The 22,510-nt window shown below is 71.3% G+C and carries 18 protein-coding genes and 1 other RNA gene; 11 read left to right on the top strand and 8 right to left on the bottom strand.

Annotation, left to right across the window (positions count from 1 at the left end; translation table 11 throughout):
* Window positions 1-1,755, top strand: a 1,755-nt coding sequence (locus V7004_RS08965; RefSeq protein WP_334143463.1) for a GH36-type glycosyl hydrolase domain-containing protein, incomplete at its 5' end; no start/stop codon positions are given.
* Here V7004_RS08965 and V7004_RS08960 read toward each other — a convergent pair.
* Entirely contained in the window at window positions 1,733-2,206 is a 474-nt protein-coding gene (locus tag V7004_RS08960; protein ID WP_334143462.1) for a SixA phosphatase family protein, read from the bottom strand. The two genes, V7004_RS08965 and V7004_RS08960, sit on opposite strands and share 23 nt — an antisense overlap.
* 27 nt (window positions 2,207-2,233) lie before the next feature.
* On the bottom strand, window positions 2,234-3,145 hold the full coding sequence (locus tag V7004_RS08955; protein ID WP_334143460.1) for an alpha/beta hydrolase: 912 nt from the start codon (window positions 3,143-3,145) through the stop codon (window positions 2,234-2,236).
* Window positions 3,146-3,255: 110 nt separating this feature from the next.
* On the opposite strand from V7004_RS08955, the gene V7004_RS08950 reads away from it, so the two are divergent.
* Window positions 3,256-4,503, top strand: a complete 1,248-nt coding sequence (locus V7004_RS08950) for a site-2 protease family protein (RefSeq protein ID WP_334143459.1) — start codon at window positions 3,256-3,258, stop codon at window positions 4,501-4,503.
* A 36-nt stretch (window positions 4,504-4,539) separates the two neighbouring features.
* Here the strand turns inward: V7004_RS08950 and V7004_RS08945 are convergent, their stop codons facing one another.
* Complete coding sequence (locus V7004_RS08945; protein WP_334143458.1) at window positions 4,540-4,785, bottom strand: hypothetical protein; 246 nt, start codon at window positions 4,783-4,785, stop codon at window positions 4,540-4,542.
* Between the two features lie 99 nt (window positions 4,786-4,884).
* On the opposite strand from V7004_RS08945, the gene V7004_RS08940 reads away from it, so the two are divergent.
* A complete protein-coding gene (locus V7004_RS08940; RefSeq protein ID WP_442968035.1) occupies window positions 4,885-6,390 on the top strand; it encodes an FMN-binding glutamate synthase family protein in 1,506 nt (501 codons plus the stop codon).
* Here V7004_RS08940 and V7004_RS08935 read toward each other — a convergent pair.
* The 4 genes from V7004_RS08935 to ssrA all read right to left on the bottom strand — a co-directional run bounded on the left by V7004_RS08935 (window position 6,365) and on the right by ssrA (window position 12,545).
* Window positions 6,365-7,756 (bottom strand): MBL fold metallo-hydrolase, encoded by a 1,392-nt coding sequence (locus tag V7004_RS08935; RefSeq protein ID WP_334143455.1) that lies wholly within the window; start codon window positions 7,754-7,756, stop codon window positions 6,365-6,367. The two genes, V7004_RS08940 and V7004_RS08935, sit on opposite strands and share 26 nt — an antisense overlap.
* A 147-nt stretch (window positions 7,757-7,903) precedes the next feature.
* Entirely contained in the window at window positions 7,904-10,909 is a 3,006-nt protein-coding gene (locus V7004_RS08930) for an SMC family ATPase (RefSeq protein ID WP_334143454.1), read from the bottom strand.
* Window positions 10,909-12,045, bottom strand: coding sequence for an exonuclease SbcCD subunit D (locus V7004_RS08925; protein ID WP_334143452.1), 1,137 nt, complete (start codon window positions 12,043-12,045; stop codon window positions 10,909-10,911). The genes V7004_RS08930 and V7004_RS08925 overlap by 1 nt, the downstream gene beginning before the upstream one ends.
* A gap of 111 nt (window positions 12,046-12,156) precedes the next feature.
* Window positions 12,157-12,545: a transfer-messenger RNA gene (ssrA, locus tag V7004_RS08920) on the bottom strand.
* 228 nt (window positions 12,546-12,773) lie between these two features.
* Between ssrA and V7004_RS08915 the strand changes: the two genes are divergently transcribed.
* Complete coding sequence (locus V7004_RS08915) at window positions 12,774-17,354, top strand: Calx-beta domain-containing protein (RefSeq protein WP_334143451.1); 4,581 nt, start codon at window positions 12,774-12,776, stop codon at window positions 17,352-17,354.
* A 65-nt stretch (window positions 17,355-17,419) separates the two neighbouring features.
* On the opposite strand, the gene smpB is transcribed toward V7004_RS08915, so the two are convergent.
* Window positions 17,420-17,890, bottom strand: a complete 471-nt coding sequence (gene smpB / locus V7004_RS08910) for an SsrA-binding protein SmpB (protein ID WP_334143450.1) — start codon at window positions 17,888-17,890, stop codon at window positions 17,420-17,422.
* 74 nt (window positions 17,891-17,964) lie between these two features.
* Between smpB and V7004_RS08905 the strand changes: the two genes are divergently transcribed.
* From V7004_RS08905 to V7004_RS08875, 7 genes are all read left to right on the top strand, one after another.
* Window positions 17,965-18,372 carry a M67 family metallopeptidase gene (locus V7004_RS08905; RefSeq protein WP_334143449.1) on the top strand — a complete coding sequence of 136 codons (408 nt, stop codon included), beginning with the start codon at window positions 17,965-17,967 and terminating at the stop codon, window positions 18,370-18,372.
* A gap of 96 nt (window positions 18,373-18,468) precedes the next feature.
* Window positions 18,469-19,419, top strand: coding sequence for a PLP-dependent cysteine synthase family protein (locus V7004_RS08900; RefSeq protein ID WP_334143448.1), 951 nt, complete (start codon window positions 18,469-18,471; stop codon window positions 19,417-19,419).
* Window positions 19,420-19,442: 23 nt separating this feature from the next.
* The gene (locus V7004_RS08895; RefSeq protein WP_334143447.1) at window positions 19,443-19,604 is read left to right on the top strand and encodes a hypothetical protein; all 162 of its coding nucleotides are present in this window, start codon (window positions 19,443-19,445) and stop codon (window positions 19,602-19,604) included.
* Window positions 19,605-19,618: 14 nt separating this feature from the next.
* On the top strand, window positions 19,619-20,455 hold the full coding sequence (gene murI / locus V7004_RS08890) for a glutamate racemase (protein ID WP_334143446.1): 837 nt from the start codon (window positions 19,619-19,621) through the stop codon (window positions 20,453-20,455).
* Window positions 20,446-21,189 (top strand): MBL fold metallo-hydrolase, encoded by a 744-nt coding sequence (locus V7004_RS08885; protein ID WP_334143445.1) that lies wholly within the window; start codon window positions 20,446-20,448, stop codon window positions 21,187-21,189. Before murI ends, V7004_RS08885 begins: the two co-directional genes overlap by 10 nt.
* Before the next feature lie 152 nt (window positions 21,190-21,341).
* Entirely contained in the window at window positions 21,342-22,085 is a 744-nt protein-coding gene (rph, locus tag V7004_RS08880) for a ribonuclease PH (RefSeq protein WP_442968034.1), read from the top strand.
* Window positions 22,082-22,510: non-canonical purine NTP pyrophosphatase (locus V7004_RS08875; RefSeq protein WP_334143442.1), on the top strand; the 429-nt coding region annotated here is incomplete at its 3' end. The genes rph and V7004_RS08875, both read left to right, overlap by 4 nt.

Raw genomic sequence — 22,510 nt, 5'->3', positions numbered from 1 at the left:
GCCTGGCACGCCACCTACGGGCTGTCGGCGGTGGCCCGCGCCCTGACGACCGCGGCGCGCGCCGTGGCCTCCGCCCGGCTGGTCAGCCCACCGCGATTCGACGCCGACCGGCGGGCCGTGTGGAGCGCGCCACGGCATCCCCCGCGGCCCGCTCACGGGCCTGCGTGGGTCGACCGATCGTTGCCCACGTTGGTGGTGGCATCGCTCGACGAGGACGTGCCCTGCGAGGGCTGGGGGTCGGCGCTGCGCCTGCGGGTGGGCGAGGTCGGTCGCGGCCGGACCGAGCGGCTGGCCTTCGCCGTGGTGCTCGCGGACGATCCCGGGGACGTCGATGCGCTCATCGATCGGGCCCGGCAGGCGGACCCCGCCGCGAACGCCCGATCCTGGGGGTCGCTGGCGGTGCTCGACACCGACGGGCGGGCGCCGGCGCTCGAACGGGAGACGCCCTGGCACGCCGCGTACCTCGTCGGCGCCCAGCAACCCGACGCCTACTTCGGCCATCGGTACGTGAGCCAGGGCTCCGCCTACGGCTTCGTGCACGGCCTTCAGGGGGCACCCCGCGACTACGCGATCTTCTCGGTGCCGCTCACGCTGATCGATCCGGCCGGGGCCCGCCACCTGCTGCAGGTCATGATGCGGATGACCAGGCCGAGTGGCTCGGTGCTCTATGCCCACACCGGCAGGGGGCAGTGCACCTCCGGTGGGGTCCACGCCGCACCGACGGACCTGCCGATCTTCTTCCTGTGGGCGCTGACCGAGTACGTGTGGGCCACCGGCGACCGGGCGCTGCTCGACCAGCCGGTGCCGTTCTACCCGGCCGAGGACCGAGCAACGGCCACGCCGCGTGACCGGGTGGCCCAGGCCTTCCACTACCTGCGGGACCGGGTGGGTCGCGGGCCGCACGGCCTGCTGCGGGTCGGCAGCGGTGACTGGGCCGATCCGATCGCCGCCATGGTGGCTGACCGTCGAGCGTTCCACGAGCACGGCGAGTCCGGCTTCAACACCGCCTTCGCGGTCTACGTGCTGCCGCGGGCGGCGAGCCTCATCGCCGAGAGTCACCCCATCGATGCCGCGGAGATGGTGGCCCTGGCCGGCGAGCTGCGGCGAGCCATGGAGCACACCTGGCAGGGGGAGTGGTTCCTGCGTGGCTACGACGGCCGGGGTGGGCCGCTCGGTGAGCGGCACCTGTTCCTCGACGGCCAGGTGTGGCCCCTCATCGCGGGCATCGGCGACGACGCGCAGCGGGCCCGCCTGGTCTCGACCATCGGTGATCGCAACGACGATCCCTCCCCGATCGGCGCCACGATCCTCGACCGACCCCACCCGGTGCGCTTCGGGATGCTGGCGCCGGGTTGGGACTGCAACGGCGGGGTCTGGGCCGCCATCAACGCCCTGCTGGCCTGGGGGTACGCGCTGCACGACCCGGCTCGGGCCTGGCGTCTCCTCGAGAAGCAGTCGCTCGCCGGCCACGCCCGGGCGTACCCGAACGTGTGGTTCGGGATCTGGAGCGGGCCGGACGCCTACAACGCCTGGTTCGGTTCGAGGCCGGGGGAGACGTTCGTGCAGCCGGCGACCCCCATGCAGGAGTACCCGGTGATGAACGCCAACGCGCACGCGGGGCCACTGCTCGCGCTGATGAGGGTTCTGGGGCTCGAGGCGACCGAGCAGGGCATGGTCGTCCAGCCGCGGGAGGTGTCGGTGCGGTGGTCGTTGACCACCCCGGTGGGGACCTTCAGCGGAGGTCCGCCGCGGTGACGAGGTCCACCAGCGTGCCGCAACCGGGTGTGGCCTCGATCCAGGTGTCGATGTCCAACCTGAGGGTGGCCAGTGCCGCGGTGCGTAGCCGAGCGGTCGTGCGGCAGAGCAGTTCGATGAGCTGCTCCAGGGTCGGGTTGTGCCCGACCACCATCACGTCCCTCAGGTCGGTGGGAAGTTCCCGGACCAGCTCGAGGAGACCGGCTGCGTCGACACCGTAGACCCGCGGCTCGACCCGCAGGGGGCACCCGAGGGTCTCGACGACCGGCTCGGCGGTATCCAGTGCCCGCTTGGCATCCGAGGAGATGACCAGGTCGACCGGCCAGCCCCGGACGTGCTCCGCGATGACCTGCCGAGCTCTCGCCCCGCGCCGGTTCAGGGGCCGGTCATGGTCCTCCACGGCCTGCGACCAGTCCGACTTGGCGTGGCGGAGCAGGCGCAGTGTCCTCACGGCAACCGGGCTGGGACGGTCGGGCACTCAGGTACCGAAGGCCGAACGCAGCGCGGACGCGGCCTCGGCGACCGCCTCGGAACCGGCGGGAATGAGCCCTCCCATGGAGAAGAAGCCGTGGATCTGGCCCTCGTAGCAGCGGAGGGTCACGTCGACGCCCGCCTGCCGCATCCGCTCGGCATAGGCGTTTCCCTCGTCGCGCAGAGGGTCGTACTCCGCGGTGATGACCAGCGCGGGTGGCAGGTCGGCGAGCATCTCGAGGTCGGCGTGCAGCGGCGACACGCGGGGATCGGTGGGATCGGCGCCGGCGAGGTAGTGGTCGAGGAACCAGCGCATGGTGTCCGCCTCGAGCAGGTAGCCGGAGCCATTCTCGGCGTGTGAGGGCAGCGAGGTGGTCGCATCGGTGACGGGGTAGACGAGAAGCTGGAACCCGAACCCGTCGACCTCCTGGGCCACCACCGTGGCCAGGTTGCCCCCGGCAGAGTCGCCGCCCACTGCCACCCGGCTGGGATCGCCTCCGATCTCGGCGGCGTGCTCGAGCACCCACTCGCCGACGCTGAGGCAGTCCTCCAGACCACGGGGGAACGGGTGCTCGGGCGCGAGGGAGTAGTCGACCGAGACCACGAGGCAGCCCGCCCGGGAGGCGAGCTCGGCACAGACGGGCACGCTCAACTCCGAGCTGCCGATCACCCATCCGCCGCCGTGGAACCAGACCAGCACCGGAAACGGCTCGGTGCCGTGAGGCTCGATGAGATGGACCGGCACCCCTGCGATCTGGCTCCGCTCCACCGAGGTGACCTCCGGGGCCGGGCCTGCGGCCAGCGAGGACAGCCCCGCGTAGTCGGCACGGGCTTCCTCGGGGGTACGCGCCGTGACCGGTGGTCCGTTGAACTGGGCGATCAGGTCGAGGATCTGCTGCGCGGCAGGGTCGAGTGGCATCGGGACCTCCACGGCCGACACGGACGTGCGGGCACGGTAGCTCAGGGCATCCGGATCTGCCCCGGGGAGCGGTGAGGAGGCCCGGGTGCCGGCCCGGTACGCTCGTCGGCGTGCAATCCGGTCTCGACTTCGCGGTCGCCGGCATCCCGGTGCGCGTGCTCCCCACGTTCTTCCTGGTGAGCATCCTGCTGGGCCTCGGCTACGGGGACGCCCTGCTGGTCGGGCTGTGGGTGGCCGTGGTGTTCGCCTCGATCCTCATCCACGAGCTGGGTCACGCCGCCGTCTACCGGTGGTTCGGCAGCGACGCGGCGATCGTGCTCCACAGCTTCGGGGGTCTCACCCTCGGCCGGTCACTGTCGCTCGGCCGTGACCTGGTGGTGAGCCTGGCCGGTCCGGCTGCGAGCTTGCTGGTGGGTGTTCCCTTGCTCGGACTCGCGGCCTCGGGCACGGTCACCGGGCAGACCGGCGAGGCCGTGCTCATGATGGCCATCTGGGTCAACGTCGGGTGGGCGCTGATCAACCTGTTGCCGATCCTGCCGCTCGACGGTGGTCAGGCCCTGGTGTCGTTGTTGTCGATGATCACCAAGCGGGACGCGACCCGCTTGGTTCACGCGGTGTCCGTGGTGGTGGCCGGAATCGCCGTGTACCTGGCCGTCCAAGCCGGCTTGCTGTACGCCGCGGTGCTGGCCGGGCTCTTCCTCCTGATCAACGTGCATGCGTTGAGCCAGCGGCAACCGTGGCGACCAGCCCACCCGGCGACACCGGCACAGACCGACCCGCGTGACCTCGCGCCAGCGCAGGCCGACCCGTCTGACCGCGCGCCGGCAGGCGGGCATCTCGCTGATCCACGCCCGCTCGCCTCGCCTGCACCGGTTGCGCCCCCGGTGCCCGTGGCCCCCCCGGCTGAGCCCGCGGGGCGCGGGAGCGGAGCGGAGACGAGCCCGCCCTCGGCCGCCCCCATCTCCCGCCAGCCGATGGTGGGGCGGCGCAGCCTCGACGACGAGGTTGCGTCCGCGATCAAAGCGGTGGTGGGGAACGAGCCCGAGCTGGCGCTCATCGCCATCGCTCGGGTGCGGGCGCACGGCCTCACCACCGAGCAGGCCGTGCGCGCCAACGAGCTCGAGGCCTGGGCGTGGATGCAACGGGGCGATCTCGCCTCCGCCGTGCCTTTCATCGAGGCGGTTCCCGTCGGTGACCCCGCCCGGGCGCTCCTCGAGGCGGGCCGAGCCGGGCTGGCAGGCCAGGGTTGGGACGAGGCCCGGCGCCTGGCCGACCCTCGTGGGGAGGGAGCGGCGCTGTCGGCTCGGTTCCTGTCGACGTTGCTCCCCGCCGATGGTCCGGGTGAGCCGACCGAGTGACCGGCGGTGATCCCGGCGGGCGTGCGCACCTGCCCCTCACTCCTCGGGGATGGCCTCCCACCACTGGCACCACCAGTTCTCGCCCACCAGGATCCGGATCTGCGGATGCCAGCAGTAGGTCAGATCAGCGTCGGTGTCGAGGTAGTAGAGGCAGTTCCGGCACCGCTCGTCGCCGGAGGGGTGTCCCCGGAGCACCGCTCGATCGATGAAGTGCTGGAGCTCGAGCCAGTTCTTCTCGTCAATCTCCTTGGGTTCGGGCGGTGGGATCTCGTAGTCAGCCATGACTCGAACGTATCGCGGCCGCGCCCGCACGCTCGGTAGGGTCGGATCGTGGGGATCCTGCGACACTCCCGCCGCCGTGCGCCGCTCATCGCCTCCCGCCTGGGGAGGGTGGTGGCGCGGACCGTGGGCGGGGGGCTGGTCGGGTTGGCCGCATACGACCTGCTGCAGAAGAAGCACGCGATCCTGCGGAACTTCCCCGTCATCGGGCACCTGCGCTACAGCCTTGAGGCGGTCGGACCGGAGCTGCGCCAGTACATCGTCACCGATAACAACTCGGAGCGACCGTTCTCACGCGATCAACGTCATTGGATCTACGCGGTGGCGAAAGGCGAGAACAGCTACTTCGGCTTCGGGACCGACAACGATCTGGACCAGTCGCCGAGCTACCTCATCATCAAACAGGCCACCTTCCCGGCCCCCGGTGTGGGGCCTGGGCACCCTGATCCGGCGACCCCTGTTCCCTGCGCCAAGGTCATGGGCGCTGCCCATCGGCGCCGGTGGGCTTTCCGCCCCGCCTCGGTGGTCAACATCTCGGCGTTGAGCTACGGCTCGCTCAGCGGCTCCGCGATCGAGGCGCTCAATCGCGGGGCGGCGCTGGCCGGTTGCCTGCACAACACCGGCGAAGGCGGGGTGTCTCCCCATCATCGCCAGGGGGGCGAGCTGGTGCTCCAGATCGGCACGGGCTACTTCGGCTGCCGGGACGAGCGGGGCCGCTTCGATCTCGATCGGCTCGTCGACCTGGTCGAGTCTGCACCGGTGCGGGCAGTGGAGATCAAGCTCAGCCAGGGGGCCAAGCCTGGTCTGGGAGGGCTCCTGCCGGGGGTGAAGGTGACCCCGGAGATCGCGGCGATCCGGGGCGTGCCCGTGGGTGTGGACTGCGTCAGCCCCCCGTATCACACCGCCTTTCACGACGTCGACGGGCTACTCGAGTTCGTGGAGCGCATCGCCGAGGCCACCGGTCTGCCGGTCGGGGTGAAGTCGGCCGTTGGTCAGCACGGGTTCTGGGCGAAGCTCGCCACCAGGATGGCAGCCACCGGGCAGGGTCCCGACTTCGTCACCATCGACGGTGGAGAGGGGGGTACCGGAGCGGCGCCGCTGGTGTACAGCGACCACGTGGCGTTGCCCTTCCGGGTGGGCTTTCCTCGCGTGTACCGGGCGTTCGCTGAAGCCGGCCTGGCAGATGAGGTGGTGTTCGCGGGAGCGGGCAAGCTGGGGTTGCCGGAGGCGGCACTGCTGGGCATGGCAATGGGGCTCGACCTGGTGAACGTCGGTCGGGAGGCCATGCTGGCCATAGGGTGCATCCAGGCGCAGCGGTGTCATACCGGGCGGTGCCCGACGGGGGTGGCGACCCAGAACCGCTGGCTCGCCAGCGGTCTCGACCCGTCGCTGAAATCCACCCGGGCGGCGAACTACCTGATGGCGTTGCGCTACGAGCTGCTGCGCCTCGCCCACGTGTGCGGTGTGGCTCATCCGGCGTTGGTGACTCTCGACCACTTCGAGCTGATCGAGGACGGGCCGACCGGGATCCCTGCCCGGGAGGCGTTCGGGTACGAGCCCGGGTGGGGCGTCCCGGTGACGCTCAGGCGAGAGCCCGGGTCGCGGTGAGCCACGCGCCGAAGCCGCCGATCAGATCGGACACGTCCGCCGCTCCGAGCGAGCGAAGAAGGCTGGCCGCGATGGAGGATCGGTAACCGCCCGCGCAGTAGACGACGATCGGCCGGTCGAGATCGAGCTCGCCCGCGCGGTCGCGCAGCTCGGCCAGCGGGATCCGGAGCGCACCCGGGATGGTGCCGAGTGCGGCCTCGGCGTGGTTGCGCACGTCGACGATCTGGACCTCCGTGCTCGCTCGCCGCTCGTCGAGCTGGGCGACGGGCAACCGAGGGGCGTGGCCGACGACATCGGGCCGGGCCACGAACGCAGCGGGACCCTCCCGGAGGACGCCGACGACGGTGTCGAAGCCGATCCGTCCCAACCGCAGCTTCGCCTCGTGCTCGGTGCCCGGATCGCTCACCAGCACGATGGGCGTGTGCGGTGGGACCACGGTGCCCACGTACTCGGCGAAACGGCCGTCGAGGCCGACGTTGACCGAGCCGGCCAGGTGCCCGGCTGCGAAGTCGGCGGCTGGGCGGGTGTCGATGACGACGGCGCCGGCGGCCTGCTCCGCGAGCACCTGGTCGAGATCGAGCGGGGCCGGCGGCGCGATGTCGAGCAGGTCCCGCGCTTGCTTGTTGAGGCCGGCGTTGTACCCGAAGTAGGCGGGCGCCGCGCTCTGCCCTTCGGTCACGGCGGCGACGAACTCCTCGACGGGCATGGGTTGCAGGGCGTAGTTGGTGCGGCGTTGCTCACCGATGGTGGAGACGGTCTCGGTGGAGAGGCTCTTGCCGCAGGCTGACCCGGCGCCGTGGGCAGGGAAGACCTTGGTGCTGTCAGGCAGGCTGAGAAGCTTGTCGTGCACGGAGACGTACAGCTTGCGGGCCAGCTCGTCGGCCGACACGCCCACGGACGACAGCAGGTCGGGGCGGCCCACGTCACCGATGAAGAGGGTGTCGCCGGTGAGCACGCCGAAGGGCTCGGGGTCATCACCGTGCTCCCACACCACCACGCTGATCGACTCGGGCGTATGCCCTGGGGTCTCGCGGAACTCGAGGACCACGCCGCTGCCGTCGGTGGGCCCGAGCGCCAGCCGCTCCCCGTCGGTCACCCTGCGGATCGGGTACTGGGGGCTCGCCGCCGACCCGTAGATGATCTCCGCCCCGGTCGCCTGGGCGAGCTCGAGGTGACCGGAGAGGAAATCCGCGTGGAAATGGGTCTCGATCACGTAGTCGATGTGGAGCCCCTCGGCGGCGGCGTCGTCGAGGTACTCCTGGATGTCACGCTTCGGGTCGACCACCACGGCGCGTCTCGTGGTCTCGTCGGCGATCAGGTAGCTCGCGTGGGACAGGCAGTCCAGGTAGTACTGCGTGAACTTCACCGTGGACCTCCTCGACGTCCGGATGCCCGACCACTATACCCTCAGGGGTATCTGTCCGAAACCTCGGGTGGCGTCGGGTGGCGTCCCGTGAGCCGTCGCCAGCGGACGGCACCAGGCCTCACTCGGCCGGGGTTCAGCCGGGTCCACTCAGGAGGGAGCCGTCACCTGGTGCACGCTCGAGCCGCGGCGGTCGGTACTTCCCGGGCGGACCTCGAGTTGGGTGGAGATGCGGTTTCGGAGGTCGGCCACGTGGCTGACGATGCCGATGGTGCGGCCACCGCTGCGAAGCTCATCGAGCACGTCCATCACCACGTGGAGGGTGTTGTCGTCGAGGCTGCCGAAACCCTCGTCGATGAAGAGGGTGTCGATGCGGGTGCCGCCTGCCTCGGCGGTGACCACGTCGGCCAGTCCCAGCGCCAGTGCCAGGGAGGCCATGAAGCTCTCGCCGCCCGAGAGGGTGGTGGTCTGGCGTTCGGTGCCGCTCCAGGCATCGACCACGAGCAGGCCCAGCCCACCCCGCCGGCGCCCGTCAGCCTCCTCGTCGGTGTGGCGGAGGGTGTAGCGGCCGCTGCTCATCTGGTGGAGGCGCCGGCTCGCCGCGTGGGCGACCTGCTCGAGGCGGGCCGCGAGTACGAACACCGACAGCCGCATCCGCAGTGCGTTGTCCGCCTCGCCAGCGACCAGGCGGGCGAGGCCCGCGACCTCGTCGTGGCGGGCGCTGACAGGCCCGAGTCGATCGACCGCGTCCCGCAGGTCGGCCACGTTCACGCGCAGGTGCTGCACGGTCTCGGCGAGCGCCCCGGACCGGCGCAGCGCCTCGTGCAGCTCGGCGTCTGCTCGCTCCCGGGCGGCGCCGAGTCCGTCGAGGTCTGCAGGTGGTCGGGCAACGGCCTCGGCCAGCTCAGGATCGGCGAGCGTCTCCTGAGTCGCCCGGAGCAGGGCATGGTGCTCGTCGATCGCCTCCCGGAGGGAACGGACTTCGTCGGCGCTGAGGATGGCGCGTCGGGCAGCACCGGCGTCGGCGAAGCCGGCGGTCGCGGCCTCGCGTTGCGCGGCCTGCTCAGCCTCCCGAAGCCGGTTCGTCGCGTCGTGGTGCGCGTCGATGGCGTTGGCCAGCGCGTCGCAGGCCCGTGCCAGCTCGTCGTGGCGGGTCATCGCCTCGGCCACCGTCGGGGCTCCTTCGAGGCCTTCCTCGAGTCGCTTGCGGTCGCCGATCTGCTCCTGGTCCGCCACCGTGATCGCATGCTCGGCCTCGCCGATGCGCTTGTTGAGCTGTTCCCGCTCGTGGTGGAGGTGACGCTGTTGGTCGGTGAGGCGCTGCAGCTCTGCTTCGATGTCGGCCAGTCGGCCGGCGTGCTCCTCCGCTTCGGCGAGTTGCGCTGCGACGGAGCGGGCCTGCTGCTCCAGCTCGAAGACCTCGGCGTCACCCGCGGTCGCCTCCTCGGCGGCCAGCTCGGCGCGGAGATCGGCTTGCCGCCGTTCGAGCTCAGATCGGCGACGCTCGGCGCGAGCCACGTCCTCGGTGGCTTGGTCGAGCTGCTCCGCCGTGACCAGCCCGCCGGTGCCGGCGCTCGCCAGGCGTGGGTGATCGACGCTTCCGCACACCGGGCAGGCCGAACCCGGCTCGAGGCCGGCGGCCAGCTCGGCGGCCATGTTGGCGATGCGTGCTTCCTGCAGGTGGTGCAGCGCGTCGCGCGCCTCCTGGTGGGTGTCGATGGCGGCGCGCAGCTCGTCGTCGGTGCCCCGGAGCTGCTCGCGGAGCCGGTCGCGGGTGCGGCCGGCCGTGCAGCGTCGCTGCGCGTCCTGGGCGGCGGCGCGCAGACCTTCGAGCGAGCCGGCGGCCCGTGCCGCGCGCTCCTTCTCGAGCACGAGGTCCTCGACCTGGCGGGGGAGCTCGCCGAGCGAGCGGGTCAGCTGGTCGAGCTGCTCCTGCAACCGGATCAGCTCGTCTCGCCTCGCGGCGATCTCGCGGTCTCGCCGGCGCAGGTCGCGCTCGACGGTGGTGAGTTGCTCGAGCTGCCCGCGCCGCTGGAGAAGGGCGTCGCGGCGCCGGGTGAGGTGTTCGATGTCGGCCGCGGCGAGGCTCGGGTCGAGCGCTTCGACCGATCGGCGCTGCCGCTCAAGTGCCTCCCGAGCGTCGCGCTCACGCTCGAGGGCATGCTCGACCTGGGCCAGCAGCGGCCCCACGGGGCTGGCCTGCTCGTGGGCCCGGAGGCGGTCGACCCGCCGTTCGTGCTCATCGTGCGCGGCGTGCAGCTCGGTGCGCCGGCGGAGGGCCTCCTCATACCGGCGCTGGCGTTCGTGGAGCTGCCGGGCGGCGTCGTGTCGGCCGGCCAGGTCGTCGCGGTGTGCCTGCAGGCGGCTGACGCGGTCGGCCGCCCGGGTCGCCGCGTCCTCAGCCAGGTCGAGGAGATGCCGGGCCCATGCGGCGCGCTCGGCCCGGTCATCCGGTAGCGGAGGAAGCGTGCTCACCTCCCCGGCGAGAGCGGACGCGAGGGCCTCGACGGCCCGGGCCCCCCGGTCGACCTCGGCGCAGGTCTCATCGAGTGCCTTGGCGGCCGCCTTGCGCTGCTCGTCGAGCCAGGTCTCGATCCGGGCGAACCGGTCGGTGGCGAAGAGCTTCTCGAGGAGCGGGCGGCGCTCCTCCGCGCTGGCTTGGAGGAACTTGGCGAATCGGCCCTGGGGGAGCAGGACCACTTGGTGGAACTGGTCCGGGCCCATGTGGAGCAGGTCGGCCACGAGCAGGCCGACCTCGGCGGGCCGGCTGGTCACGGGCTTCCATGTACCGTCGAGGCGCTCCTCGGCGAGCGCGGTCGCGGGCTCCTCGACGAAGCCCTCGCCCCGCTTCTTCGGGCGCGGCTGCTTCGGTCGGCGGGTGAACCGCAGGCGGCGCGCGCCGAAGCTGGCTTCGAGCACCACCTCAGTGGGGGTCGCGGGGTCTGCGAGGTGCGAGCGCGGGCCCTCAGCCCGGGCGCGCGCCCCGGGAACGGTGCCGAAGAGCGCGAACGACACGGCATCGAGGATCGTGGTCTTGCCGACACCGGTCGGGCCGTGCACGAGGAACAGGCCGCGGTCGTTGAGCAGGTCGACGTCGATGACCTGGCGGTGGGTGAACGTCCCGAACGCCTGGATCTCGATGCGGTGCAGGCGCATCAAGCCACCTCCGCGATGCGTTGCGCCTGGACGGCGGCGTCGAGCAGCGCGTCCTCGGCGGCGGTGACCGGCCGGCCGCGCACGTGCTCGACGAACGCCCGGCAGACGTCGAGGTCGGAGCGCCCCTCCACCTTCTCGCCGTAGACGACCTCGGTGGTGGTGCTGGCCTCGAAGACCAGCCGGAGCACGTGCGGGAACCGCTTGCGGAGCCGCTCCATGGGGTTGGCCGGACGCTGCTCGTCGGTGACGGTGATCTCGAGCCAGGCATGCTCGTGACCGGTGAACTCGGCCGAGGAGAGCAACTCGTCGAGGCTGCCGCGCAGCCGGGCCATCGGTCGCCACGGGGGGATGGGGATGCGCTCCAGGCGCGGTGGCCCGCTGGCCGGCAGGTCGACGACGGTGAACGACTTGGGGTGCCCGGCCTCGGAGAACGAGTAGGCGATCGGCGAGCCGCTGTAGGCGATGCGCTCCGCGAGTTGCTGGGGACGATGGAGGTGACCCAGAGCCACGTAGTCGACACCGGCGAACACCGCGGCGGGTACCGATGCCGTGCCCCCCACGGTGAGGTCGCGCTCGCTGTCACAGGTCTCGCCGCCGGTGACGAAGGCATGGGCCACCACGACCGCGCGAGGCTCGCCGCGCCGGGCACGATCGGCTGCCACCCTGCCCATCGCGGCTCGCAGTACCGCCTCGTGACGCACGTCGCCTGCTTCCAGCTGGGAGCACGAGAGCGCCGGCTCGAGGTAGGGGAGGGGGTAGATGGCGACGTCACCGGCGCCGTCGGCGAGCAGCACCGGCTCGCCGCACGTCTCGACCCGGGTGCGCAGGTGCACGCCGGCCGCCTCCAACAGCCGGCTCCCGAAGGCCAGGCGGCCCGCAGAGTCGTGGTTGCCGGCGATCAACACCACGGGTACGCCCGTGCTCCGTAACCGGAGGAGCGTGTCGTCGAACAGCTCGACCGCGTCCAGCGGGGGGATGGCCCGGTCGTAGAGGTCACCGGCGACCAGCACGGCATCGATGCCCTCGCTGGCCACGACCTCGACGAGGAGATCGGCGAACGCCGCCTGCGCGTCGATGAGTGCCTCGCCGTGCAGCGAGCGGCCCAGGTGCCAGTCGGAGGTGTGCAGGAGCCTCACGCCGACACCGTACGCAGGGGGTCTGACAAGAATGGGGATGGCCCGGTGCGCCGTCGGTGGATGCCGGCGCCGGTCCGGCGGAGGCCGCCCGGCGCGCCCGGAACCCCGGATCGGTGGAGCTGGGGGGAATCGAACCCCCGTCCGCCGAGCGGTCATCGCCCGCGATACGACCATTCCCGGTTCTCGGCTCAACGGCTGCCGACCCGCCGGGTCGGGTGGGGCGGGTTGGCGACCCCACCGCCGGGTCTTTCCCCGGGGTCAGCGGTCTTTCACGCCGTCAGCGGTCTCTCCCTGCCGTCCACCACTACTTCTGTTGCCGGGCTGTAGTGGTCAGGCCCCGTGCGCCATTGCTGGTCACGATGACTCTCTGCGACCTGACGGATCAGGCAGCGAGAGCGAACTCGCCATCGGCGGTTCTTTGGTTGCCCCGTTTTAGGAGTCTGAGCAACTCCGGTCGCACGGATCGACTTCCGGTCTCAGCGTCGAAACCGATCAGCCCCGTTGGGAGAACACCGCTCGCCCGAGCGGCCTTCCCATGCTAGCGGCGGCCGGGCGGCGTCGAGCAGGGATTCCCGGGGGAACCTGGTCTATGGAGGCTCGGCGGCCACTCGCCGTGAGCGCCGGAGCACGCTCATGTACCCTCGGGGCATCCGGCCTGGCCGCCGTGCCGGGGCTGAGCTCATGGGAAGCGGCGGGACCGAGAGGCTCCTGGGGGAGGCAGTACGCAGGTGGAGCGCACGAACCGGATCGCGAGCCGCCGCGCAGCTTTCCGGACCGGGGCCGTCACCGGGCTCGCACTGGTCGCGGTGGCCGGCGTCGCACTGGTGGTCACCGCGCTGCGGGCCGACGCCGCGAACTGCGACAAGAACTGGGTCGGCCCGCCGGGCGGTCTCTACCAGACCGGGGCCAACTGGTCCCCGAGCGGTGTCCCCTCCGCCAGCCAGTTCGCGTGCGCGCCGCCCGGTTCGTCGATCGTGTTCAGCGACACCCAGAACCGCACGGTCAAGGGCATCGACTTCAAGGGCAGCCTCACCATCACCGGCACCCGGGAGCTGCGGATCGGCACCACCAGCGCGAACGAGGCGTCCGCGGTGGCGAACCTGGTGCTCAACGGCCGCCGGGGCGGCGCCGCCCAGCTCACGGTCACCGGGTCGCTCACCGTCGGCGGCGGCGCGATCCTCGGCTCGCCGCAGGCGGCCACCGCCGGTTACGGCGGCACGACCGTCGTCGCCGCTGGTGCCAGCGCCAGCCTCGCCGCTGACCTGACCATCGAATCGGGCCACACCCTGCGCAACGAAGGCTCGACGAGCTGGCCCGCAGGTGACATCACCCTCTGCCGGGCCTCGAGCATCGTCAACGCGGGGAGCTTCGAGCTGCCCACCAGCCCCCTCTACACCGTCTCCGAGTGCGACGAGGGCGACGGTGACGTGGCCTTCGTCAACGAGAGCTCCGGCGTGGCCACCAAGGGGCCGGGGCCGGACGAGGGCTCGCTGTACGTGCCGTTCGCCAACGACGGCGCCGTGGCGGTCCAGGGCGGGTCGTTGTTCCTGGTCGACCAACCGGTGCTCGATCCCGACACCGGCTCGTTCCAGATCAGTTCGGGAGCCACGCTCGAGCTCTGCGGGAACCGGGCCTTCGGAACCGGGGCCGCCATCGGCGGCGGAGGGTTGCTCCGGGTCTCCTGCGGCTACATCGAGCTGGGTCCCATCGACACCCTGCCGGTGCTCGACTTCGCCGGTGGCGAGATCGTGGGCAGCCTGACCGTCACCGACTCGTTCACCTGGGGTTTCGGCCTGTTCTCCGGTCCGGGCACGACCACCATCGGCCCGTCCGCGACGGCCACCGGCGGCTACTACCTCGACGGCCACACGCTGGTCAACGAGGGAAGCTGGTCGCTCGGCGCCGGCCAGCTGTCGATCTGCGCGGGCTCGACGGTCGAGAACCGGGGCAGCCTCGATCTGGGGTCCGCCGGCGGGTCCATCTCGAATTGCGCTGACCCGACCGGGGTGCTCCTCAACGCCGCTCCCGGCACCATCACCAAGGGCTCCGGGGGGACCACCCAGATCCAGCCGGTGGTCACCAACCTGGGGACCGTCGAGGTGGCCAGCGGAGGCCAACTCAAGATCAGCGGCGACCTCACCAACCTCACCGCCGGCACTCTCACCGGCGGCACCTACCACGTCGCCGGGACCCTGCGGCTCGACGAAGCCGGAGCCGGCGGGATCACCGCCAACGGCGCCACCATTCGCCTCGACGGCTCGGCAGCCACCATGACCAACGCCGCCGCTGGCGACGCGCTCGCTGGACTGTCGACCAATGCCACGGCCGGCACCCTGCAGTTGAGTGGCGGCCGCCAGCAGGCCGTGGCCGCGGGGCTCACCAACGCCGGCGCCCTGGTGATCGATGCCGGCAGCCGGCTCACCGTTCCCGGGGGCGACCTGGTCCAGACCGGCGGCAGCACCACGCTCACCGGCTCGACCGCTCAGCTACGGCTCCTCGGCGGGGGCACCGTCCGGGTCGACGGCGGCACCCTGACCGGATCGGGCACCGTCGACGCGACGCTGGTCCGCAACGCGGCCCGGGTCGAGCCGGGCGTTTCCGGGCCCGGCGTGCTCGACCTCACGGGTGGCTTCACCCAGGCCGCGAGCGGCACGCTGGCCGTGGACCTCGACGGCACCGTCCCGGGAACCCAGTACGACGTCCTCAGCGCCGCCGGTCCGGTCGAGCTGGCCGGCACCCTGGAGCTCGACGGCGGTCACGCACCCGCCGACGGTGACACCTACGAGATCGTCACCGGCTCGAGCCGGCAGGGCACCTTCGACTCGATCACCGGTGACGACGCGGGCGGCGGGCTGACCTTCGTACCCGTCTACGACACCGCCGCGGTGCGGGTGCTCGCCACCGCCGCCCCGGTGATCGGCATCGACGACGTGGCCCAGGCCGAAGGCGATGCGGGCACCTCGGTGATGACCTTCACGCTCTCGCTGTCCAAGCCGTCGGCATCGACGGTGACGGTGCAGGTCGACACCGCGGACGGGACCGCCACCACATCCGGCGACGACTACCTCCCGCAGTCGACGCTGGTGTCGTTCTCGCCCTCCGAGACCACCGCCACCGTGGAGGTCACCGTCGTCGGCGACACCGCCTACGAGCACGATGAGACCTTCCACGTCGAGCTGTCCGGCCCGACCGGTGCGGTGATCGGCGACCCCGGCGCGGTCGGCACCATCCTGAACGACGATCCCGTCCCCGGCCTCTCGATCGACGACGTGACGGTGGTGGAGGGCGACAGCGGCACGGTCCCGGCCGTCTTCACGGTGTCGCTCAGCGCGCCGAGCCCCGATCCGGTCACCGTCGGGTTCGCCACCGCCGACGGGAGCGCCACCGCCCCCAGCGACTACGCCAGCGCCGCGGGAACACTCACCTTCCAGCCCGGCGACACCACCCGGACGGTCACCGTCCAGGTGGCCGGCGACCAGCTCTACGAGGGTGACGAGTCCTTCGTGGTGGGCCTGCTCGCCCCCACCGGCGCCACCATCGCGGACGGCCAGGGGACCGGCACCATCGTCGACGACGAGGACCAGCCGTCGGTGTCGATCCTCGACACCGCGGTCCTCGAAGGTGACACCGGCACCACCGATGCCATCTTCACCCTGACCCTCACCCCGGCGAGCCAGTCCCCCGTGACCGTCGAAGTGGCCACGGTTGATGGCACCGCGGTGGCGCCGGACGACTACGTCAGCGTGTCGAGCTCGGTGACCTTCGACCCGGGGGAGACGGTGCGCACGGTGGCGGTGGCGGTGATCGGTGACACCGTGTACGAGCTCGACGAGACGTTCACCGTGGAGCTGTCGAACCCGTCGGGGGCCACCATCGGCGACGGGCAGGGCAGCGGCACCATCCTCAACGACGACGATCCTCCCACGCTGTCGATCGACGACATCAGCGTGCTGGAGGGCGACTCGGGCACCACCGATGCCACCTTCACCATCTCGTTGTCGTTCCCCTCACCGGGCCCGGTCACCGTTCAGGTGGCCACGGTTGATGGCACCGCGGTGGCGCCGGAGGACTACACCAGCGTGTCGAGCTCGGTGACCTTCGACCCGGGGGAGACGGTGCGCACGGTGGCGGTGGCGGTGAACGGTGACACCGTGTACGAGCCCGACGAGTCGTTCACCGTGGAGCTGTCGACCTCGTCGGGGGCCACCATCGCCGACGGGCAGGGCATCGGCACCATCCTCAACGACGACGAGGCTCTCCCCAGCCTCTCGATCGACGACGTGACGGTGGTGGAGGGCGACAGCGGCACGACCGACGCGGTGTTCACCGTGACCCTGTCCACCGCCTCGGCGGGGACGGTGAGCGTGGACCTCGCCACCAGCGATGGGACCGCGGTCGCCCCGGGTGACTACCTGCCGGCGTCGGGCACCCTGACCTTCGACCCCGGGGACACGTCGAAGACCATCACGGTCACCGTCAACGGCGACGTGGTCTCCGAGTTCGACGAGACGTTCACGGTCGTGCTGTCGAACCCCTCCGGGGCCACCATCGCCGACGGGCAGGGCACCGGCACCATCCTCAACGACGACCTGGCGCCGGTGACGGTGTCGGTCGGCGACGCGTCCGTGTGGGAGGGCGACACGGCGACGCGCACCATCCTCGTGCCCGTCACGCTCTCGGGGCCCTCGACCACCCCGGTCACCGTCCAGTACCGCCTGGTCGGGCTCAGCGCCACCGGCGGCCGGGTCGACTTCGAGGACTTCGGCGGGGCGGTGAGGACCCTGACCATCAAGCCGAAGCCCACCACCGGGCTCACCCCGGTCTCCACCAAGATCCCCGTCAAGGTGTACGGCGATACCGTCGTCGAGGACATGGAGCTGGTGAGCGTCGAGCTGGTGGGCGCGACGGGAGCCGCACTCGGCCGAGCGGGCGGGATCGCGGTCATCTTCGACGACGATCCCGGCACCGGCAGCCGGGTCGCGGTCAGCTCGGTGCGGGCGGTCGAGGGCGACACCGGGGTGGTGAAGATGCAGGTCCGGGTCACCCTGTCGGCACCGGCCACCGAGCAGACCACCGTCGTGGCCACGGTGGTCGACGGTACGGCCCGGGCCGGCGTCGACTACAAGCCGGCCAAGCCGAAGACCATCACCTTCCGGCCGGGCCAGTGGCAGAAGACCATCACCATCACCCTCCTGCCCGATGACCTCCCGGACGGGGACCGGGACCTGGCCGTGGTGCTCTCCGATCCCACCGGGGCCACGATCCAGGGTGACGGCGTCGGGATGGCGATCATCCTCGACGACGATTGACCGCCGGGCTGGCGGGTTCGGGTCCCTCCTGCGGATCCCTCCTGCGGAGCCCGTCCCGGTCGGCCCTACCCCCGGCCCTTCAGCGCCCGACCGACCGCCTGCTCCGCCTCCCGCCGGGCGTCGCGGGCCGCGATCGCCTGGCGCTTGTCACCCTTGCGCCGGGGCTTCGCCAGCGCCAACTCGACCTTGGCCCGGCCGTCCTTGAAGTACAGCGAGAGCGGCACCATCGTCAGCCGCTCCTGGTCGAGGCGAGCGCGGAGCCGATCGATCTCGTCGCGATGCAGCAGAAGCTTGCGCCGCCGTTCCGGATCGTGACCGCTGTGGGTCGCCGCCGTGCGCCAGGGCGCGATGTGCAGCCCCACCAGCCAGGCCTCGCCGCCGTCGATGCGGGCATAGGCATCGGCCAGCTGCACCTTGGCTTCCCGCAGCGACTTGACTTCGCTGCCGCGCAGCACCAAGCCCGCTTCGACGCGGTCGAGGATGTCGTAGTCGCGACGGGCCTGCCGGTTGGTCGCGATGAGCTTGGTGCCGGCCACGACCCGTGAGCGTACCGAGCCGATCCCGCGGGGCCCGACGGACCCCCTCCGCGTCGCGAGTACCCTCGGCGCCCATGCTGCGCCTGCCTCACCGTGCCTACGCGCAGATGATCGCTGCCGCCTACGATGGGTTGCCCGACGAGGCGTGCGGGCTGCTGGGCGGCGACCCGGTGACCGGCCGGGTGGAGGTCTTCTACCGCTGCCGGAACGCCGCGGCGTCGGCCAGGGTGTACACGGTCGACCCTCGCGACCACCTCCACGCCGACCGCGACGCCGAGGACCGGGGCCTCGAGTTGATCGGCGTCATGCACTCCCACACCCACACCGATGCCTACCCGTCGCCAACCGACGTGGCTCAGGCTCCCGACCCTGCCTGGCACTACGTGATCGTCTCCCTGCGGGACGAGGCCCCGGTGCTGCGGTCCTACCGGATCGTGGACGGCACGATCGCCGAGGAACCGGTCACGATCGAAGACCGGTAGAATCTTTACAAAACCGGTCAAGATTTCCGACAATCAACAGGGAGACCCGGCCATGTCCGCCGGGGAGTGCACGCCACACGGATCGAGGCCCGCCCCATGACCGTCTACGCATCGGTGCTCGACATGATCGGCAACACGCCGCTGGTGGACGTCAGCGTGCTCAGCCCCAATCCCGGCGTCCGCATCCTGGCCAAGGTCGAGAGCCAGAACCCCGCCGGCTCGGTCAAGGACCGCATCGCCCTCAAGATGGTGACGGAGGCCGAGGCCGACGGCACCCTCACCCCCGGCAAGACCATCATCGAGCCCAGCTCGGGCAACACCGGCATCGCGCTGGCGATGATCGCCCGGATCAAGGGCTACCCCATCAAGATCGTCATGCCGGAGAACGTGTCCATCGAGCGCCGGCAGATGCTCGAAGTGTTCGGGGCCGAGATCATCCTCACCCCCGGCAACGAAGGCTCGAACGGAGCGGTGCGTCGCGCCCTCGAGTTGAGCGACCAGCACCCCGAGTGGGTCTTCCTCTACCAGTACGCCAACGAAGCCAACCCGCGGGCGCACTACGAGTCGACCGGCCCGGAGATCTGGCGCGACTGCCCGGAGATCACCCACTTCGTCGCCGGCCTGGGCACCAGCGGCACGCTGATGGGGGTGGGCACCTACCTCAAGGAGCAGAACCCCGAGATCAAGGTGCTCGCCGTCGAGCCCCCGCTCGGCGAGCTCGTCGAGGGGCTGCGCAACCTCGAGGAGGGCTACATCCCACCGGTGTACGAGAAGTGGGGCGGCCCCGAACTGCTCGACGGCAAGCGCATCGTGCGGCCGCTGGAGTCGATCGAATGGACCCGCCGGCTGGTCACCGAGTGCGGGGTGTTCGCCGGCATCTCCTCAGGCGCGGCGCTGGCCGGCGCGATCAAGGTCGCCGAGCGGCTCGACCACGGCACCATCGTGTTCATCGTCGCCGACGGCGGCTGGAAGTACCTGTCGACCGGCGCGTACACCGACGACCTCGACGAGGTGGCGGAGAAGGCGTCGAAGATCATCTACTTCTGAGCCGTCCGGGCTACCGTCTCGGCGTGCTGTTCACCCTTATCTTCGGCGTGCTCGGGGTGATCCTCGCGATCGAGGTGGAGACCAGCCCGCAGCTCCGGGGCAGCCCCATGCTGCGGGTGGGAGGGTGGTTCCTCGGTGGGGTGTTGGTGCTGGTGGCGCTGGCGTTCCTCGTCGCCGCGCTCTGAGGTGGATCGTTGAGGTGGATCGGCGTCCGATCGGCATGTTCGACAGCGGATTCGGTGGGCTGACCGTGGCCCGGGCGCTGATCGACCTGCTCCCCGAGGAGGATCTGGTCTACGTCGGCGACACCGCCCGGTACCCCTACGGGCCCCGACCGCTGTCGGAGGTCCGCCGCTTCGCCCATCAGATCACCCGGTACCTGGTCGAGGAGCACCGGGTGAAGCTGGTCATCGTGGCCTGCAACACCGCCTCGGCCGCGGCGCTCGACGAGCTCCGGCAGTCGTTCGAGGTGCCTATCGTGGGGGTGATCGAACCCGGGGTCCGCTCGCTGGTGGCCGCGACCCGCAACGGCCACGTGGGGGTGATCGGCACCGTGGGCACGATCGGCTCCGGCGCGTATCAGCGGGCCGTGGCCGCGGTCGACCCAGGCGTGAAACTCACCTGCGCGGCGTGCCCGGGATTCGTCGAATTCGTGGAGCGGGGGGAGACCGACAGCGACCAGGTGCACGTGCTCGCCGAGCGGCTGCTCGCTCCGCTGCGCGATGCCGGGATCGACTCGCTCCTGCTCGGCTGTACGCACTACCCGTTCCTCGCCCGTACCATCAGCGATGTGATGGGTCGTGACGTCGTGCTGGTGTCCTCTGCCGACGAGACGGCCTTCTCCGTGCGGGCCCAGCTCACCGCCCTCGCCCATGACCGCCCGCCGACCCCGAGGCGGGCCGCAGCTCGCGCCACCCACACGTGGATCTCCTCGGGAGACGTGGCCACCTTCCAGGCGCTCGGGCGTCGGCTGCTCGGCCCCGAGCTCGACGACGCCCGACCGATCGTGTGGGTGGAGGACGGCTCGTGGCGCTGAGCGTCACGGTGCTGGGTTGCAGCGGCAGCTACCCCGGACCGGGGCAGGCCTGCAGCGGCTACCTGGTGCGAGCGGACGGGGTGAACGTGGTGCTCGACCTCGGCCCCGGCGCGCTGGCGAACCTCCAGCGCCACATCGGGCTGCACGAGGTCGACGCGGTGGTGCTCAGCCACAGCCACCCCGATCACTGGCTTGACCTGTCGGGCCTGCGCACCGCGACCAAGTACGCGCTCGAGCGTGAGGGTCTCGCGGTCTACGGCACGGCCGAGAACCGCAAGCTCGCCGAGTCGATCTCCCATGGTGGGCTCAACCCCACCATCGACTGGCACGAGATCCACGACGGTGACGAGTTGGCGATCGGCGGCCTGCGGCTGCGGTTCTCGGAGACCGAGCACTACGTGGAGACCCTCGCGGTGCGGGTCGATGACCCGCGAGGCGGCCGTTCGATCGCCTACTCGGCCGACACCGGCCCGTGTTGGGCGCTCGACCGGTTGGGCCGAGGGATTGACCTCGTGCTCTGTGAGGCCACCTTCGCCACCGACGAGGAAGGGGAAGGGGTGCTGCACCTGAGCGCCCGGCAGGCGGGCGCGATGGCTGCCTCGGCCGGTGCCCGGCGGCTGGTGCTCACCCACCTGTGGCCGGGCGGCGACCCTCGACGCTACGAGCACATCGGCTCCGAGGCCTTCGGTGGGCCGGTGGAGCTGGCCCGTACCGGCGCCCACTACGAGCTCTGACCGCCCTCGCCACCGGTACCGGTTCCTGCCCCGCCCGGCAACCCGTTCCAGTCGCGAACCGGCCTGTCAAACGCGTGCGGGAGCACGCGTTTGACAGGCCAGTTCGTAGGTGTGGGACGGTGAGTGGTTGGCAACGTGGGGAGGTGGCATCCGTGAGACCCGACGGCCGAGAGCCCGACCAGCTTCGACCGATCAGCTTCCAGCGTGACTTCACCGACCAGGCGCAGGGTTCGGTGCTGGTCACCGCGGGCCGCACGATGGTGCTGTGCACCGCGTACGTGGACGAGGACGTGCCTCGCTGGATGAAGGGCGCGGGCAAGGGTTGGGTCACCGCCGAGTACTCGATGCTGCCGGGCGCGTCCGCGGAGCGGATCCGGCGGGAGGTTGCGGCCGGCAAGCCGTCCGGGCGCACGCAGGAGATCCAGCGGCTGATCGGTCGGGCGTTGCGGGCGGTGTGCGACCTGGTCGTCCTGGGGGAGCGGCAGGTGATCGTGGACTGCGATGTCCTCCAGGCCGATGGCGGGACGCGCATCGCGTCCATCAACGGTGGCTATCTGGCGCTCCACGACGCCCTCAGCCGGCTGGTCGCCGACGGGGTCATCGGCGAGCACCCGCTCCACGACGAGTGCGCGGCGGTGTCGGTGGGGATCGTGGACGGGGTGTCCGTGCTCGATCTGCCCTACGCCGAGGACTCGACGGCCGAGGTCGACATGAACGTGGTCATGACCGGGTCCGGCCGGTACATCGAGGTGCAGGGCACCGCGGAGGGCCTGGCGTTCTCGCGGGGGGAGCTCGACGATCTCCTCGACCTCGCCGAGCGGGGCATCGCCGAGATCGTCCAGCAGCAGCGGTCCTACCTTGCCACCCCGCCGCCGCGGCGCACGGCCAGCTCGTGAGCGCGGTCGAGCTGGTCTGCGCCAGCGCGAATCCTGACAAGGTGGCCGAGATCGAGGCCATCCTGGGCCCCGCCGGTGTCGTGCTGCTGCCCCGGCCGTCCACCGTGCCCGAGGTGGCTGAGGACGCCCCGACACTCGAGGGCAACGCCCGGCTGAAGGCGGTAGCGATCTGCGAGGCCACCGGGTTGCCAGCGGTGGCGGACGACACCGGGTTGGAGGTCGACGCGCTCGGGGGGGCGCCGGGGGTCCGGTCCGCGCGCTACTCGGGCCCGCAGGCGACCTATGCCGACAACGTGCGCAAGCTGCTCGCCGAACTCCTCGACGCGGGCGCGCTCGATCCGTCGGGCCGGACGGCGCGGTTCCGCACCGTGGCGCTGGTGCGCTACCCGGACGGGCGGGAGGTCGCCGCCGAGGGGGTGGTGGAG

Source organism: Rhabdothermincola sp. (assembly GCF_036846205.1).
Classification (GTDB): Bacteria; Actinomycetota; Acidimicrobiia; order Acidimicrobiales; family Acidimicrobilacustridaceae; genus Rhabdothermincola.
This window is presented reverse-complemented; position numbering and strand designations above follow the sequence as displayed.

What these genes read in the sequence shown, in the direction of transcription:
- V7004_RS08900 (WP_334143448.1), top strand. Translation starts at nt 18,469, where the DNA reads ATGACCGTCTACGCATCGGTGCTCGACATGATCGGCAACACGCCGCTG.
- V7004_RS08930 (WP_334143454.1), bottom strand. Translation starts at nt 10,909, where the DNA reads ATGCGCCTGCACCGCATCGAGATCCAGGCGTTCGGGACGTTCACCCAC.
- V7004_RS08905 (WP_334143449.1), top strand. Translation starts at nt 17,965, where the DNA reads ATGCTGCGCCTGCCTCACCGTGCCTACGCGCAGATGATCGCTGCCGCC.
- V7004_RS08955 (WP_334143460.1), bottom strand. Translation starts at nt 3,145, where the DNA reads ATGCCACTCGACCCTGCCGCGCAGCAGATCCTCGACCTGATCGCCCAG.
- V7004_RS08945 (WP_334143458.1), bottom strand. Translation starts at nt 4,785, where the DNA reads ATGGCTGACTACGAGATCCCACCGCCCGAACCCAAGGAGATTGACGAG.